The 15,412-nt window shown below is 62.0% G+C and carries 12 protein-coding genes; 8 read left to right on the top strand and 4 right to left on the bottom strand.

Annotated features, from left to right (window positions below):
- Positions 1 to 20 precede the first annotated feature (20 nt).
- The 3 genes from TMPK1_RS18410 to TMPK1_RS18400 all read right to left on the bottom strand — a co-directional run bounded on the left by TMPK1_RS18410 (position 21) and on the right by TMPK1_RS18400 (position 5,189).
- The gene (locus TMPK1_RS18410; RefSeq protein ID WP_420244882.1) at positions 21 to 926 is read right to left on the bottom strand and encodes a phytanoyl-CoA dioxygenase family protein; all 906 of its coding nucleotides are present in this window, start codon (positions 924 to 926) and stop codon (positions 21 to 23) included.
- A complete protein-coding gene (locus tag TMPK1_RS18405; protein ID WP_420244881.1) occupies positions 926 to 2,494 on the bottom strand; it encodes a class I SAM-dependent methyltransferase in 1,569 nt (522 codons plus the stop codon). Before TMPK1_RS18405 ends, TMPK1_RS18410 begins: the two co-directional genes overlap by 1 nt.
- Before the next feature lie 118 nt (positions 2,495 to 2,612).
- Positions 2,613 to 5,189 carry a DUF4214 domain-containing protein gene (locus TMPK1_RS18400; protein ID WP_420244880.1) on the bottom strand — a complete coding sequence of 859 codons (2,577 nt, stop codon included), beginning with the start codon at positions 5,187 to 5,189 and terminating at the stop codon, positions 2,613 to 2,615.
- Between the two features lie 426 nt (positions 5,190 to 5,615).
- Here TMPK1_RS18400 and TMPK1_RS18395 point away from each other — a divergent pair, with 426 nt between their 5' ends.
- From TMPK1_RS18395 to TMPK1_RS18360, 8 genes are all read left to right on the top strand, one after another.
- On the top strand, positions 5,616 to 5,990 hold the full coding sequence (locus tag TMPK1_RS18395; protein ID WP_420244879.1) for a helix-turn-helix domain-containing protein: 375 nt from the start codon (positions 5,616 to 5,618) through the stop codon (positions 5,988 to 5,990).
- Positions 5,991 to 6,059: 69 nt separating this feature from the next.
- On the top strand, positions 6,060 to 7,775 hold the full coding sequence (locus TMPK1_RS18390; protein ID WP_420244878.1) for a hypothetical protein: 1,716 nt from the start codon (positions 6,060 to 6,062) through the stop codon (positions 7,773 to 7,775).
- A gap of 85 nt (positions 7,776 to 7,860) precedes the next feature.
- Positions 7,861 to 9,567 carry a glycosyltransferase gene (locus TMPK1_RS18385; RefSeq protein ID WP_420244877.1) on the top strand — a complete coding sequence of 569 codons (1,707 nt, stop codon included), beginning with the start codon at positions 7,861 to 7,863 and terminating at the stop codon, positions 9,565 to 9,567.
- 89 nt (positions 9,568 to 9,656) lie between these two features.
- Entirely contained in the window at positions 9,657 to 10,064 is a 408-nt protein-coding gene (gene mscL / locus TMPK1_RS18380) for a large conductance mechanosensitive channel protein MscL (protein WP_420244876.1), read from the top strand.
- 176 nt (positions 10,065 to 10,240) lie between these two features.
- Complete coding sequence (locus TMPK1_RS18375) at positions 10,241 to 10,738, top strand: PAS domain-containing protein (protein ID WP_420244874.1); 498 nt, start codon at positions 10,241 to 10,243, stop codon at positions 10,736 to 10,738.
- 127 nt (positions 10,739 to 10,865) lie between these two features.
- Complete coding sequence (locus tag TMPK1_RS18370; protein WP_420244872.1) at positions 10,866 to 11,969, top strand: hypothetical protein; 1,104 nt, start codon at positions 10,866 to 10,868, stop codon at positions 11,967 to 11,969.
- An 18-nt stretch (positions 11,970 to 11,987) separates the two neighbouring features.
- Positions 11,988 to 12,578 (top strand): response regulator, encoded by a 591-nt coding sequence (locus TMPK1_RS18365; RefSeq protein ID WP_420244871.1) that lies wholly within the window; start codon positions 11,988 to 11,990, stop codon positions 12,576 to 12,578.
- The gene (locus TMPK1_RS18360; RefSeq protein WP_420244870.1) at positions 12,579 to 13,055 is read left to right on the top strand and encodes a hypothetical protein; all 477 of its coding nucleotides are present in this window, start codon (positions 12,579 to 12,581) and stop codon (positions 13,053 to 13,055) included.
- A gap of 48 nt (positions 13,056 to 13,103) precedes the next feature.
- Here the strand turns inward: TMPK1_RS18360 and TMPK1_RS18355 are convergent, their stop codons facing one another.
- Positions 13,104 to 15,239 (bottom strand): ATP-binding protein, encoded by a 2,136-nt coding sequence (locus TMPK1_RS18355; RefSeq protein ID WP_420244868.1) that lies wholly within the window; start codon positions 15,237 to 15,239, stop codon positions 13,104 to 13,106.
- Between the last annotated feature and the right edge of the window lie 173 nt (positions 15,240 to 15,412).

The raw sequence follows: 15,412 nt of genomic DNA, 5'->3' as shown, positions 1-15,412 counted from the left end.
CTCCGTAGAAAGCGGTCGCGTCAGCCGGCGAGCAGTTGCTCCGCAATCCGTTCCATCGCGGGCGACAGCGGATACATGTGTTTGTATTGCAAGATCTGTTTGCCGATCAGGCGCAGACGTGCATCAAGCGGCCAGATCTGTAGCGGTTCCATCAACGGCTGATTGAACGGCGGGACGTCGCCGCGCTGAAATTCGAACGCCAGGGAGATGCGCGGTTCGGCGCCACGAACTGACGTACTCGAGCCCCAATGCAGCACCGCTTGATTCCAGCAGAGAATCGAGCCCGCGTCGGCCGGCAGCGCGCGAATACCGGCGTAGTCGATATTCTCTTTCCACGTCGTGTCTTTGTCGGTGGCGTATACGCGGTCGCGGTGCGCCGGCAGCATGTACATGCAGCCGTTCAGCGTCGTTGCGTTGGTCAGCGGAAGCCATACGGTCAGCGATTTCGGCCGGCGATCTGGGAACAAGGCCATGTAGCCCTTGTCGCGATGCGGCGCCCATCCGCGTTCGCCTTTGCGCGGATCGACATGCCAGGCCCAGAAGTCAGGCAAGAAGCGGTAGTCCGGCCCGAGCAAACGCTGCAGCATTAAATGCAGCCGGTAATACAGCATCCAGAATTCGTCATAGACGAAGCAAAACGGCGCAGGAATCTCCGCGGCGACTAGAGTTTTGATGCAAGCCGCGAGATCTGCGATCGGAACGTCCCACTGTTGCGGCGGAAGCTGGAAATAGCCCTCGTCGATCAGCAGCTGTTCGAGCTGCACCATCGCGGCCTCGGGCGCCTGCATGCCCTGCAGCGTTTGCATGTAGGCAGCGTCGGCTACATGCAGCGTCGGCGCGAGTCGCCGCCAGAATCCGGTATCGGCCAAGTTTCCCGAAAGGCCAGGCTGCGTCGGTTCGACCGAAACTCCGGGAAGATCAGCCATCATCGGCGCGCCCCCTGCTTTCCACCTCGCGCCGATACGAGGCCGAGTTGTGTTTGCAACGGCAGTCGCTGCGAAATGAACGTGCTCACTCGCGTAGCCAATTCGGCCGCTTCGTCGGTGGGATCGGAAAGAACTTTGCCATCTTTGGTGAGGTTTTGTCCCGCACGGCGAAGCTCTGCAGCAACGGCTTTCACCATTTGCTCTTCGGTCTGACCGACGAGGTCATGCATGAAGAAATCGAGACGGTCGACGACATGGCCGGTGCCCGTCACCGGCGAAGCAACGAATTGATACGAGGAATTGTACTGCGCGCGCTGCATGACAATACGGTTGAATCGGTCCGTTGCACGGCGGCGATCGGCTTCACCATCGGCGGGCAAGGTCGGCAGTACGTAATTGACGGCACAAAGGATCGCGAATTGCTGATAGACCTCGGCGATCTGTTTGCCTTGGTATTCAGGACGTGTCGCCAACGATGAAACTGACGCCGGGCCTTCTGCCAATCGGTCGAGTAATGGCTCGTAGACGGTGGCATCGAGGTTTCCCTCACCGATCGGAATTTTGACTTTCATCGTGCATTCAGCGCGCGGCACTTGCAGAACAAATTTCTGCGCCAACAAGCGCGGCTGAGCGAGAGCTCCAGGTATTTGCATTGCCCCGCGAACGAATAAATCGCGGCGGAATTGCTGGGCCATCAAAAAGTCTTTGACGGTCTCGCGCAGAACCGGGTCGGGTTGCGCGGCGAGCAACGGCAGTTGCGCAGAGATGACTGCAAACTGGTCGAACTGCTCTGCGACATTCACTGAACCGATGAAGTTCAGCTTCGCCGCATTGACCTCCTGCACCACGTCCGCATGATACAGAACGTTCCATTCCTGGTTGAAGTATTCGTGCGCGATGTAATTGCGATTCTGACCTTTGATCTGACCAAGACGCGTCTTCAATGACGGAATCATTTGAAAGTATTTCGCGCCTGCGCCATCCAGCGCTTCTGCGAGGGCGATCGAGGCGTCAATCCGCTGCTGCAGAGATCCCTTTTCGCGCGCGGCCTTTTCGGTCATCAGCCGGCGAAGCGGGGCAACCGGCGCCCAACCGGGATGCGAATTGTAGCTGATATAAGCTGCGCCGCCGGAGCGCAGATTGCGGCGGATGAATTCGACGATCTGCTGACGATTCTCGCGCGTGATCCACGAATAAACGCCGTGAAGTGCGATGAAGTCGAACGGCTCGAACTCCATCTCGAGCAGCTCGGCAAAGCTCTTTTCCAGGAACGTCACGTTCGACAGCTCTGCCTCTTCGGCCAGGCCGCGCGCATTCGCAACGTGCAGTGGATTAAAGTCGTTGCCGATAAACGTGCCCTGGGGATTGGCAGCGGCATGCAGGTTCAACGAATAGCCATGCCCGCATCCGATCTCAAAATATCGGAACGCCTGGTCGACACGCGGCGCCTGCATGCCACGAAGCTGCGCTGCGAACTCAAACGCGAGCGGCGACAACTCGCGGTAAAAGCCCATCGTATAGTCGACTTCGGACGTATAGCCCTCGGTCCAATCTGCGCCATTCGACATCTAGTTCAATCTCCCTGCCAGCGACGCGTCCCTAGCCTAGTTCGACGCCAGCCGACAAGCGTTGGACAAAAAAAGAGGGGCGCCGAAGCGCCCCTCCCAACTCGATGAGACGTAAATCTCAGAAGTTGAAGTCTGCGAGCGACACCGAAGTGATGCCCACCAACTTGATGACCATGTCCGAAGCGGCCTCGAAGCTGCCGCTCTTGTTGGCGTCCACATAGACGTACGTGTCACCGCCGAAGGTACCGAACGCGACGCCGCGCTGGATGCCACCGGTGACGAAGAAGTTCGTCGAGGCGGTCGCGCCCGGATCAGCCGCAGTAATGGTCTGCGAGATGATGCCGCCACGGGCCGAACCCGTGAACCCGAAGGTGGTCAAGTCGATGAAGTCGTGCGTCGCCTTGCTGCCAACCGAGACGAAGCCCGTCACGCTGTCGAACCCGGCCTTCGTTGCCGTGCCCAGCTGCGAGTCGGTCGCCGCACCGTAGAACAGCGTATTGCCGAACACGTTGGTGTTGTTGCTGATCGTGATCGTGTCGGCACCGCCGCCGGCATTGATCGTGCTGCCGAGAGCGCCGGTCGTCTTGCTCTGACCGGTGATCGTGTCCGCAGCCGAACCACCCGAGATGGTGATGCCCTGCAGCGGGGTGGTGATACCCGACACGTCGAGCGTCAGCGCACCGGTCGCCTTCGAGCCATCGACCAGGCTCAGCGCCGTGTCGGTCGCATCGAACTTGGTGATCGACGTCTGGCTGCTGCCCGTGATGGTCACGGTCTGCAGGTTGGCGTCGACGATCGTACCAGCGATCGAGTTGGTGCCCGAAGTCGTGCCCGACGAGTTGACCGTCAGCGTCTTGAAGCCGGTCAGAACCAGGTTCTTACCGGTGGCTTCAACCGACGAGCCCGTCGTAGCCGACTGGCCAACGATGTTGAGCGTCAGCGCCGTGTTGCCGGTCGCACCCGAGATCGTCAGGTCAGCCGTGCTAGCATCGGTGCCGATGAACGACAGCGAAGTACCCGTCGCAGCGACGTTCGAAATCGTCGTTGCAGCGGTAACGCCCGTGCTCGACTGAACGTTGACAATGCCCGTGGGCAGCTTGGTCAGATCGTAGTTGCTCGCGGTACCCGTGCCCGAGATGTCCAACGTCTGGAAGTTGGTGATCTGCAGGCCAGTCACACCGACGATCGAAGCCGAGCTGGTGACGCCGAGAACGTTCACGCCGGCACCGCCGTTGAGAACGTCTTTGGCCGTCAGGTTCGCGCCCATGAGCACGGTGTCGGCCGACGCACCACCGGTGAAGGTGAGGTCGGTACCGTAGTCAGCGAACGAAACCGCACCGCCCGCCGCCGAAGCGTCGACCGTGAAGCCAGCTGCCAGGCCGTTGGTAACCGCAGTGACCGTCACGCCGGCGGTGCCGGTGATGGTAAGCTTGTTCAACGCCTTGCTGGTCGCGGCCGTGTCCAAGTCCAACGACGTGAAGGTCGTCGCACCGGTCGCGTTGACGGTCAGCGAAGTCGCACCAGCCGCGTTGATCTTCGTCGTAGCGAACGTGCCGCTCGTGTTGATCTTCGGGGCGGTAACGGTCGCACCGTAAGCCAGGTTCTCAACGCCGGTCGTGCCGGAGCCAGCAATCGTCACCGTCGTGGTGGCGTTCAGGCCAGCAACGGTGTTCGTGCCTGCACCGCGCAGCGCGAGGCTGCTGATACCGACGAATTGACCGCCGATCGTCGTCGCGCCGGTGAAGGTCGTGGTAGCGCCGTTAGCCGTCGTCACATCAACGTTTTCAACGTTGGTGGTCGTGACCAGGACCGCAGCGGTGGCGCCCATAGCCAGACGCAGCGTGTCCGAACCGTCGCCGCCGTCGATCGAGGTCGACTTAACAGCAGTGGTGTCATCGCCGATGATCAGATCATTCAGAGCTGTCGTCTTCGTCGTTGCACTTGCCGACGTCGGCGAAATTGCACCCGCGGTCGCCGGCAGCGAGAGCGTCACGCCGTTGACGATACCGGTGGTCGGGACGCCGTTTCCGTTCGTGCCGTCGTTCAGAGCGCCAACGAGCGTGCTGAGCGGAACGCCAGCAAGCTGCTGCAGCGAAGCGTTCGGAGCAGCGGTCGTGCTGACAGGGATCTGGTTGTCAACGCCGGCATAGGCCAGAACGACCTTGTCGAAGTTGATCGACGGGTTGTTCACGAACTCGGCCGAGTTCGCGAAGTTCGTCAGCAGCGTGGCCTGGGCCTGTGCCGGCGACTGACCCGCAGCGATCAGCGAGTTGTAGAAGTTGACCTGCACGGCGAGACCAGCTGCATCCGGGGCACGGCCCAGAATGTTCGTGTACATCGCGGTCGCGAAGGTGGTCACGTTGAACGTGCCGGTACCGACGAACACCGCCTGGAATTCCGCCGAGTTGGCGAAGTTGATGGCGAGCTGGTTCAGCGTGATCGCGCCGCTCGAGAGAGCGCCGATCTGCACCTTGAAGCCGGCGAGATCCGGCGTACGGCCGAACGTGGCCTGGTACATGCGCTCGACCTGCTGGGCGCGGACGCCTTCAGCCGACGTGATGAAGTCGAGAGCGACCTGCGACGACGTTTCGACGCCGAGGTCGATACGGCCGACCCAGAAGTTCGCTTCCGCGGACGACGGCGTGCGGCCGAAGATGTTCGCGTAAAGCTGGTTGACGAAATCGATAGTGGCCATGGGCCATTCCCTCTTACTGCAGTTGAGAACCTGGACGCGGTTCTAACCACGTCGTCGCGGGGTGTACAGCGAAAAGCATACCCCTGTCAAAAAACTTTTCGCTTCGACATATGTGCAACAGGAATATGTAGATCACTGTTATATCTACATTTTTCGGTCGTATTGAAGTTGCTGTACAAGGCGGTTGCGAACGAGCTGCCGGGAAATACGCGGCGCCGGCCGGTCAAAGTGAAAGAATCACCGTGACGAGTCGGGCGAACGGACTGTTCTGAATCGGCTTCTTGGCTTTTCCCGCCTCCGATAAACCGCATTTGAGAAATTTGTACCCACCCGGCGATTCCGTATGTACAGTGACTTGCATACGGTCGGTCTCGAGCCCAGGTGTCGCCCATGTACTCCCACCCTCAGCAGCGCGCATCGCACGACATGCAAAAGCTTCGGCGTGAAGCCGGTAAGTGGCTGAAATTGTTGCGTGAAACGCAGAAACTGTCGCAGCGCGAGCTGGCCCAGCGGGTCGGTGTGGACTACTACACGTTCATCTCGCAGCTCGAAGTGGGGCGCGGCCGAATTCCGCCGGATCGGTACGAGGCCTGGGCTGCTGCGCTTGGTCTGCCGGCCGCCGATTTCGTCAAAGAACTGATGCGCTACTACGACCCGGTGACCTATCGGCTGCTGTTCGGCGATGCCGGCATGGCGGCTCCGGCGCCCGAGCCGAGCGTCATTCCCAAGGCGGCAGCCGCAGCGCCAAGCCCGGTGGCGACAGCCCCACGCCCGCGTTTCACGGTTGTCTCGAACGACTGAAAACCTGTAGCAAATCAGGTAGAAACAAATCGGTCCGAAAGAACGTTGGACCGCTGACAGGGATGCTGCATGACCAGCTCGATCCTGAACTTCTTTGAGGCCCGCAGCCGTACGCAGGCCGAAACGCCGCGGGGCTGGACCAATCAGGAATTGGCCGAGTTCTATCGTGTCGCCGACAGCCTGAGTCAGGCCGGCATGCCGGTCGAGACCGATCTGGGCGTGTCGGACGAGGGCGAGCCCTGGTTCGCGTTCTATCATCCGGATACTGCTGACGTGGTCGCGCACTTCGCGCGCATCGATGGGCGCTTTGTTGCCGCCGGGGCGTCGCTCGACGAAGTCGTTGACGGTCGCGACCTGCGCGAAATCATCGACCGCATGCTGCGTACTAAGCCGATGCTGATGCCGATCGGCAAAGGCCGCGGCGCAAGCAATCTGCTGCTGCATCCGGCGATCGTGCTGACCGCGTTTGTCGCCACCGCCCTGTTCGCGATGCAGGACGCGGAAGCGTCGCCGCTCAAAGTTGGTGGTGACTCACACGACGGCGTTACAACACCAGCGGAGAAGCCGGTGAAGGCAGCGCCGGCATTAATCCAGAAGCTGCTCGCAGCAACTGATGCCTCAGGCACCTCAAAGCAAAGCACCAGCGAAGCGTTGAGCCAGGCGTTTCAGCAGATCGCGTTGCAATCGGCGATCGCATTCGCGGTCGCGCAGTTGCCGGTCGGCACACAGGCAGTCGCAACCGGCGACTTGCTCGACGTCGCCACGACGACGATGGCCGCGGCCAAAGCTGCAGAACTCGGCACGTCTGTTACGATCGACGGTCTGAACTCGGCTTCGCATACCGCGTCGGCCGACCTGCTGCAGGTTGGTACTTTCGCGGCCGATGTCGCTGTCGCGAACAGCGGCAGCCACGGGACAGATACCCACGCTTCGCAGACGATTCCGCTCGCCGCCCCCATCGCCCCACCGCCGACTATCGCGTTGGTCGAAGCGACACTGGCTGTGCGCGATGACGCGGCGTCGGTCATGACGACGATCCATGCGACGCCCGGTTTGATGGAGCTGCTGCGTGATATCGCGCTGGCCGCACCACAACGCTCGGCCGCCTCGGCCACGTCGTCCAACGGCGACGCGCCGACCAGCAACAAGTTCGCGATCGAGCCGCAAAAGACGCTGGAATACACGCTGGCAGCCGACGCAACCCATACGACCTTCCTGCAGTCGCAGCTTTTCAAAGAGCTGTTCCACGTCCAGACGGTCACCATCAGCGGTGTCGATACGACGGTCGCTGCCGACGGCACGGTGACGGTGAAGCTCGTGTTCGTGCAGCCGGCGACGAAACCTGTCGCGCCGACGGCGACTGCGGTCGTTGAACCGACGACGGTGACCGCGCCCCCGGTGGCGACCGACCACACGGCTGTCACGGCTGCACCCGCGGCCGAAACCGTCGTGAAGACCGGCATCGAGATTTACGACCACATCATCGACTACAGCGTCAGTTTCGCAGCGAGCGCTCCGGACTCATTTGCGCAGGCGCTCGTGGCAATCGACGGCGCGAATGGTCATCTTTTGGCTGGTGCCAAGCGCATCGTGCTGTTTGAGAGCCACGATTTGTCGCTCAGCGTTTATCAGATCTCGGCTGATGTCGTGATGATCAACGCAGATTTGCTGCATCTTACGCACGATCAGGCGGCCGCAGGTCATGCAACGGCGACCATGGCATTGCCCAATGGCGGCACGGTGGAATTGGTTGGCGTGCTGGCGCCCCCGCCCGCTCTGATTTAAGCACTAGCTTTAGAAGCGAAGCACACGCCCCGGGCCCCATGGCTCGGGGCGTTTCGTACCAGCGCCCAGCGATTCGAAGACGACGATGAACGAGCAGAAGAAAAAGCTCCTGATGGATCTGTGGCCCGTAGCGCACGGGCACGGCGGAATCCCGCATGAATGCCGGCTGATCTTCGACCTGTTTACCGACATCAACAGTGTCGACATGACGGGCTATCTCAACTGGCCCCAGTCGAAGATGCTGCGCGCCGACGTTATCGCGCCAAAACGTCCGGTCGATGAGCGTGTCTATCTGCAGTCGCAGTTCGTGTTCCGCACCACCGCGCCGCGCAAGGGCAAAGTGAAAGACCTGCTTGAGCAGGAAGGGATCGAGCCAGGATTTATCCGGTACATCCGGATCTTCAATCGGCTGCGACGCACCTACCAAGGCTTCGGCATGAAGCTGATGCCGTTCGACAGCGATCTGTTCGCCGATTTCGTATGGTCGGAAGTTTTCTCAACCTCGCTCGACGCCGATCGCCGCACCAAACTGGTCAACCGCCCGTACGTCTTTTCCAACACTTCGCGCGCGGTCGCGCACGTGCTGGCGATGAATACCGGGTTTCACCAGGCGATCGACACGCGCGGGTTCGACTTCTACTTCACCTTCGCCAATTATTCCTGGCGCCTGCCGCGCTCGACCATGCCGGTGCTCCGCTACTACGATTCGATTCCGCTCACCCATCCGCATTTCTTCCAGGATCAGGTCCCGGTCGACGCGCACTACAAAACCAGCAAATACAACGCAGAAGACGGCCGCACTGTGTTCGTCTGCGATTCCAATCCGGTGCGCGCAGAGCTGATCCGCCTTTACCCGCAGCTGGAGCAGCGCAGCCTCACCATTCCGTGTTTCGTACATACCGGCCGGTCCACCGAACCGTCGTCGTTGACGGTCGAGGAAATCGTCCGTTCGCGCATCTCGTTCCGTGCCGGCCGCTACGAACCGGATTTCAAAGACGAAGATGACGACGACGGTGATGAAAAGCGCAAGGCGAACAAAGTCGAAGAACGGATCGGTAGCAAAATCGATCAGCTGCTGATCCGCGAAACCGAAACGAAAAAGAAGAAAGTCGAGCGCGACGTGCTCGATGAATTGGATCGCAACGAGGACGACGAGGCCGACGATCGCGACGCCAAGAAGAAAAAGCGCGTCACCAAGAAAGCAGCTAAGCGTGACGTCGTACCGTCGATCGGCCGCTATCTCATTGCCGTTTCGACCCTCGAGCCGCGCAAGAATTACGGCCGGCTGGCGCAAGCTTGGCGCATCGTCAAAGCCCGCCTGCCACAGGACGAAACCCGCCTGGTTGTCGTTGCGAATCTCGGTTGGAAAGTGACCGAAGCTGTACAGACGATGATTCCACTCATCGCGCGCGGCCACATTATTCATCTCGAGAAATGCGAGACGCGCGAACTGCATCGCCTATATCGCGACTCGATCGGAGTCGTCGCGCCGTCGGTGGTCGAAGGCTATGATTATTCGGGCGTAGAGGGCATGTACCACGGTCGCCCAGTACTCGCGTCGGATATCCCTGTGCACCGCTCGATTTACGAGACGGTACCGATCTACTTTGATCCTTATGACGTCGAAGACTTGGCGCAGAAACTTGAGCGTTTAGTGCTGATGTCGGACGGTGAACGGATTGAACTTGGCCAACGCGGCCAGCGCTTCTCAGAGCGTTACCATCGCGACGCCTTGAAAGCGCAGTGGTCGCAGTTCACCGACGAGCTGGTCGCCGGCAAGTGGCATAAGTAAGGACTCCTAAGTCCGCGCTTCGTGCGGGATCTTCCGTCGATCCGGCTGCGTTCCAGAACGCGGCCAACGTCGTTAAGGAGATCCGAGCGATGTGGAAGGAATTTCGCGAGTTCGCCGTCAAAGGCAACGTGATCGATCTCGCCGTCGGCATCATCATCGGCGCTGCGTTCACGAATATCGTCACCTCGCTCGTGAACGACATCCTGATGCCGCCGTTGGGCCTGGCGATCGGCGGTCTCGATTTCTCGAACTTCTTCGTGACCTTGAAGGGCCCGGTCCTGGCGACGCCCGATGCCGCCAAAGCAGCCGGCGCGGTCACGTTGAACTATGGCCTCTTCATCAACGCGGTCATACGCTTCCTCATCGTCGCGTTCGCGGTGTTCCTGCTGGTCAAGCAGGTGAACCGCCTGCACCGCGCCAAGCCGGCGGACACGCCGCCGACCAAAGAAGAAGTCCTATTGGCGGAAATCCGCGACGCGATTCGCGCCAGGCCCTAAGGCGGCGCGCGGCGCACCGTGAGTTCGCGCATCCGCCAGGGGCGCCGGCGGTGAATTCGCGCGCTGCGCGAACCTCGACGCCAGTGCTAGCCGCAGAAACTGCGGAGCCGTGAACGCGGCATGAAGACGAGCGGCAGCAGCAAGCCTCCTGCAAAAACATGCCGTAGGACGGCTGCATGGAGTCCACTGAGGAATTCCATGCGATTCCCCTTGCTGCGTTGACGTTGCACGCGCCGCTTTCCGGCCTGCAATGGTGGCGCACCAAGTTGGCAGAACATGGAACGGTGCGCCGCGCCGACGTCGAACCACTGCTCGAAATCCCGCGCCTGCTGGCGCAGGCGATGCTGTTCGCGCGCGAGACAACGGGCTGGTGCGTGCGCGTCGTTGGGTCGGAGGTCGACCGGCAACTGGGTCGCAGATTGGCGGGCGCCACGGTCGTCGACGCGCTACCGGACATGTCGACGCCGCTCACCGTCCTGCTGGAAGAAGCCACCGCGACACACAGGCCCGTTGCCGCCGCGGGCGTCGCCCAACGCGTCGATGCTGGCGAGGCGCTGTCCTGGCAGGGTGTGCTACTGCCGCTCGATCACGCGTTTCCGCGCGTTCTCGCCGTTCTCGGCTGGACGGTTGAGATGCTGGACGAGCCCCTCGACGCGGGCCCGTCCGAGGGCTGATGCTTCTTCCAAATCACAGCCTTCATCGCATGTTCATACGCAATAATAGTCCGTTTAGATCTACAGGCGACTTTCGGCGTATGCCGAAACGCAACGCCTTCTCGCGCGGATTTGGGCGACCAATCCCGTGACCAACAACCGTCTGGCCCAAACGCTGAGCCACGGTTCGGCGCGCGTTCTGAACTGCGCTGCCGTTACAGCCGAGCTGCGCGAGCTGAACGGCCATGCCGGTCCGTCGCTGTTTCGCACCAACCCGCTAAATCACGCGGTGCTGATCAAGGACGTGCGCGAAGACGAACGCCGCGGTCGCGATCCGACCCGCATCGGCACCAAAGTCTTTCTGCCGTTCGATCCCAAAGTGCCGCTGGCGGGCGGTCAAACGATCTTCTTCGGCGACAAGCAGTTCCGCTCGGCGATCGCCAACCTCATCGATCTCAACCAGCCCAAACAGCGCGAAGCGTTCGACCACGACACGCGTGTGTTGGAAGTGATCGACTCGCTGCCGACCTTGGCGCCATTTCTGCTGCGCGACCGGCTTGAGCGCGCGCAGATCGACGTCGATCCACGCTATTTTCGTTTGAGCGAAGAGGAATGGGCCGAGATTGTCGGCTTCATCCGCGCCCAGTTCCAAGCCATCGTCGACGCGTTGTTCGCGGATGAAGCGAAACGCGCGCGCGGCGCCGTCGACAAGCTGCTGCAGAAATTGTGGGACCTGAGCGACATTCCGGCGCTCGAAGATCTCGCCGATGCGTTCCGCCTGCCGCGCAAGGACTGCTTGAAGATCTTCTATGCCTGGAAGGGCGTCATCTTTTTCACCTGGGAGCATGCGCGCGAAGGCGAACAAGCGCGGCAGTTCCTGGAATGGGTGCGCACCGCCGATCTCAGCGGCGTGCAGGATCGCAACTTCCGCAAAGAACTCGACAAGGACCTGACCGACCTGCACCAGCGCTGCGTGCGTCTGCTTGCCGATCTCGACCAGCGACTGGCGCGCTATCAGAGCGCATTCGACGACTTGTTCCGTGCGCAAAAAGGTCCGGCTGCATTCCTGGCGTTCCTCGCCGGCGCGGACGCACATTTCCAGGCGCTGGGCTTCGGCATGGCCAAGATGCAGCATCTGGTCATGGTCTGGCGCCACGCCACGGATCGTTTCCCCGCTCGCCGTCTGCCGCAGGATTCCCTGATCGAGCTGCTTGGCACGCTCGGCGAATTGGCTGCCGACCGGATGCGTTGAGCTAAGAAAGTCGACCCGATGTCCTTGGCGCGCCTCGAAGACAAGAAGTCCCCGGCCGAGAAGAAGTTCGACTTCGCCCCGCTATCGATCTTGGTGTGCGACTCCAGCGTGTCGATGCTGAAGCTCTACAAGGAAGCGCTTGGCGGCATTGGATTCGGTTCGATCTACACGACGCGCGAAGTCGCCGAAGCCAAGCATGTGATGGCGGACTCGACGGTCGACATGATCGTCATGGACGTCGTCGACGAGCACGACAAGCCGAGCGGTCTTCTGTTTCTGAAAGAGCTGCGGCGCTGGTCGGATGACAAGATGGCGACCTTGCCGGTCATCGTCGCTTCGTCGCGCGTGACCCCGCAACAAGTCGTCGCCGCGCGCGACGCGGGCATGAACGAGTTTCTCATCAAACCGTTTTCGGTCGGCAGCCTGTTCCGTTCGGTCGCGCGCATCGTCGAAGATCCCAAAGCCTTCGTGCGCATCGGCAAATATATCGGCCCGTGCCGCCGTCGGCGTGCCTTGCCGATCAACGCGCCCGATCGCAGACGCACCCAGGCCGGCGTGATTCCAGCCGCCCCGATTCAAACCGCCGCGCTCGGCGCTGGGAGCCACTAAATGAGCAACGGACTTTTGTCGCCGTTGGCGCGTTTGCGCGCGCTGGTCTTTTCCGGCAAAGGCCGTAGCGAACGCGAGCTTGTCGCGGCCGGCGAAGCGCGCGTTGGATTGCTGCGCGACGACTTCGAAAACGAAGCGCTGACCATCGCCGACCGTCTGTTGACGCTGGAACATGACATCGCGGCCGACGCGACGAGCGAAGAAGGCGCGGCGTCGCGCATGACGGCGCGCCGTTGGACGCGCGAGCTGCGCGAAGCCAGCCTGCTGCACAATTACCCGCTGATCGAAGTCGTGACCGGAAGCCTGCTGGCCTGGCTGGAAGACCACAGCAACAGCCCGCGCCTGGCGCGCGCGTTGAAGGCACATGCCCGCGCGCTGCGCGACATCGTCAACGGCAAGCTACGCGGCGACCAGGCCCATGCGCGCGAATTGCTGACCGCGACCCTGCAGGCCGAGCTGCACGCCGACCACGCCTAGCCGCGAAGCGGCTTTCTAAACAAGTAATCGGCGCGCCACGCGCGCCGATTAAACGGCGATCCGCAACGCGCCGAGCGCTTCGAGCGAACGCGCACCCAACATCGCGATTTCACCGAGCGAGGACGGCGCCGGGTCGGTTTCGGCCACGTCGCGTTCCAGCGCGCCGGCTGCACCCGCCAGCGCCAACAAGCCCGACGACCCGGCCGCACCCGCCAGCGCGTGCGCGGCGCGTGCCGTGCCATTGCGGTCGCCACGCGCGCCCGCCGCGGCCAGATCGGCGAGATAGGTCGTAATCACGTCGCAGGCCTGCAGTCGGAATTTGTCCGCACCCTCAGGCTCGAAATCGCGCGTCAGGCGCCGCCACAGCGACGCGTCGAGCAAGGTCGGCTGCACCTGCGCAGCACCGGTGCCAAACGCCTCGGCACCGCCCATCAGCGCGCGGCGCAGCCCGTCTTCGCGCAACGGCTTGGCGACGAATCCATCGAACTGTTCGCGACGATACGTTTCGACATGCGCCAACGTCGCGTTGGCGGTCATCGCGATCAGGCGCGGCGGCATCGCGACCGCACGGATCAGGCGCGCCGCTTCCAACCCGTCGATTCCGGGCAGCTGCATGTCCATCAGCACAACGTCGAACGCGCTGTCGGCAATCAGCTTGATCGCGGCTTCGCCCGAACTGACATGGGTTGCGCGGCACCCCATCCGCTCCAGCATAGCGACGACCACGATCGCCGACAGTTCGTCATCTTCGACCAGCAACACGTTGAGGCCGAGCGGCGCCGATGGCGCGACGACGGCAAGTCGCTGTTGCGGCGGCGACGAGGCGACCGGCAGGCGCAATGCCAGGCGCAACGCGCTGCCGCGCGGGCCGGTATCGACATACAGCTTGCCGCCCATCGCCGTCGCCAGACGGTGCGCGATCGCGAGTCCCAGCCCTGACCCGCCCAACTTTGACTCCGCGGCGCCGTGGCGCGAGCCCTGGGCGAAGGGCTGAAACAGGCGCGCCAACACGTCCTCCGGAATCCCCGGACCGCTATCGCGCACTTCGATTTCCAGCAACTGGCCGTCGGTGTCGGGCGTCGAGCGGACTTCGATTTCGACCTGTCCCGTATCGGTATGGCGGATGGCGTTTGAGACGAGGTTCAGCAGAATCTGTTCCAGCCGTCGCGGATCGCCGAGCAGCGGCGGCAACGGCTCGCCTTTGCAAATCACGTTGAGCGTGAGGCCGCGCGCTTCGGCCGAAGGCCGCATCAATTGCGCCGTGTCGCGCGCCAACGCTGCTGGATCGAACGGCGTTGCTGTCAGCGGCAACGGACCCGCACCCAGCCGTTCGAATTCGAGCACGTCGTCGATCAACGCTGCGAGGCGCGTGCCGCCCCGCTTGGCGACGTCCAGCAATGTGCGCGCACGGCCTGGAAGGCCAGGCTCGTCGATCGTCTGCACCGCGCCCAGCACCGCATTCATTGGCGTGCGGATTTCGTGGCTCAACGTTGCGAGAAATTCGGTCTTGGCGCGGATCTCACGCGAAGCAGCTTCGTTGGCAGCGGCAAGTCGATCGACCAATGCTTCGCGTTCGTGGCGCAAACGAATGCCGCCAACATAGGCGCGACGGAAATCGCGGATGATGATCAGGTAATTCACGCCGAGCAAAACTTCGACGGCGCAGATCGTAAAACCGAACCCGCCGCCATAGAGAACGCCTGCGACCAGGAACATCATGCTGGTGGGCACGACGAAGGCCCACGCGGCGGGCGGATGCGCGGCGTACGAGCAGGACGAACCTGCATTCATGCCTTCGACGGCCAGCACCGCAGCCAGCATCGCCAACGGGTCGTCGCTGATCGCGAACACCGCCGCCGACGATCCCCACCAGAAACCGAACGGAAGAAAGCGCAAGGTGAAGCCGCGGGCCCAATCGCGCGGCGACTTGGCGTTCGGATTGCGACGATAGGCGGCCCAATCCACCGTCCGCATCAGGCACAGCAGAATCGCGCCGACCGTCCACACGACCGGCCACGGCCCGCCGACCATGTTCATCATGATCACGCCGAACGTCGCCGAGGTGACGTACGACGTGCCGATGCGGAAAGATCGCGGATATAAAGCGGCAACAATCTCCGCCAAGACGGGCGCCGCTTCCGGCGGACCATCGAGCAGTTTCGCTGCGCGGCGTGAGAAACTCATCGTCGTCAAATCTACCGCACCGGAATTACACCTGTCCTCGTTCGGCACGAATGCTCGATGAACGCATCTGGATCCGCAAACGTACGTGTGCAGAGCATTTCAACAAGCCGTGAACAATTTTGCATAGCGCAACGCCGCATCCCGGACGCATGCGGCGCCCGGGATGCCGATTG

Origin of the sequence: Roseiterribacter gracilis (assembly GCA_018332375.1) — a bacterium.
GTDB classification, from domain to species: domain Bacteria; phylum Pseudomonadota; class Alphaproteobacteria; order BOG-932; family Roseiterribacteraceae; genus Roseiterribacter; species Roseiterribacter gracilis.
This window is presented reverse-complemented; position numbering and strand designations above follow the sequence as displayed.

Bases quoted from the DNA above. Each gene is read 5' to 3' on its own strand.
- TMPK1_RS18365 (WP_420244871.1), top strand. From the start codon at position 11,988: ATGTCCTTGGCGCGCCTCGAAGACAAGAAGTCCCCGGCCGAGAAGAAG.
- TMPK1_RS18395 (WP_420244879.1), top strand. From the start codon at position 5,616: ATGCAAAAGCTTCGGCGTGAAGCCGGTAAGTGGCTGAAATTGTTGCGT.
- mscL (WP_420244876.1), top strand. From the start codon at position 9,657: ATGTGGAAGGAATTTCGCGAGTTCGCCGTCAAAGGCAACGTGATCGAT.
- TMPK1_RS18410 (WP_420244882.1), bottom strand. From the start codon at position 926: ATGGCTGATCTTCCCGGAGTTTCGGTCGAACCGACGCAGCCTGGCCTT.
- TMPK1_RS18405 (WP_420244881.1), bottom strand. From the start codon at position 2,494: ATGTCGAATGGCGCAGATTGGACCGAGGGCTATACGTCCGAAGTCGAC.
- TMPK1_RS18375 (WP_420244874.1), top strand. From the start codon at position 10,241: ATGGAGTCCACTGAGGAATTCCATGCGATTCCCCTTGCTGCGTTGACG.
- TMPK1_RS18360 (WP_420244870.1), top strand. From the start codon at position 12,579: ATGAGCAACGGACTTTTGTCGCCGTTGGCGCGTTTGCGCGCGCTGGTC.
- TMPK1_RS18390 (WP_420244878.1), top strand. From the start codon at position 6,060: ATGACCAGCTCGATCCTGAACTTCTTTGAGGCCCGCAGCCGTACGCAG.
- TMPK1_RS18355 (WP_420244868.1), bottom strand. From the start codon at position 15,239: ATGAGTTTCTCACGCCGCGCAGCGAAACTGCTCGATGGTCCGCCGGAA.
- TMPK1_RS18400 (WP_420244880.1), bottom strand. From the start codon at position 5,189: ATGGCCACTATCGATTTCGTCAACCAGCTTTACGCGAACATCTTCGGC.
- TMPK1_RS18385 (WP_420244877.1), top strand. From the start codon at position 7,861: ATGAACGAGCAGAAGAAAAAGCTCCTGATGGATCTGTGGCCCGTAGCG.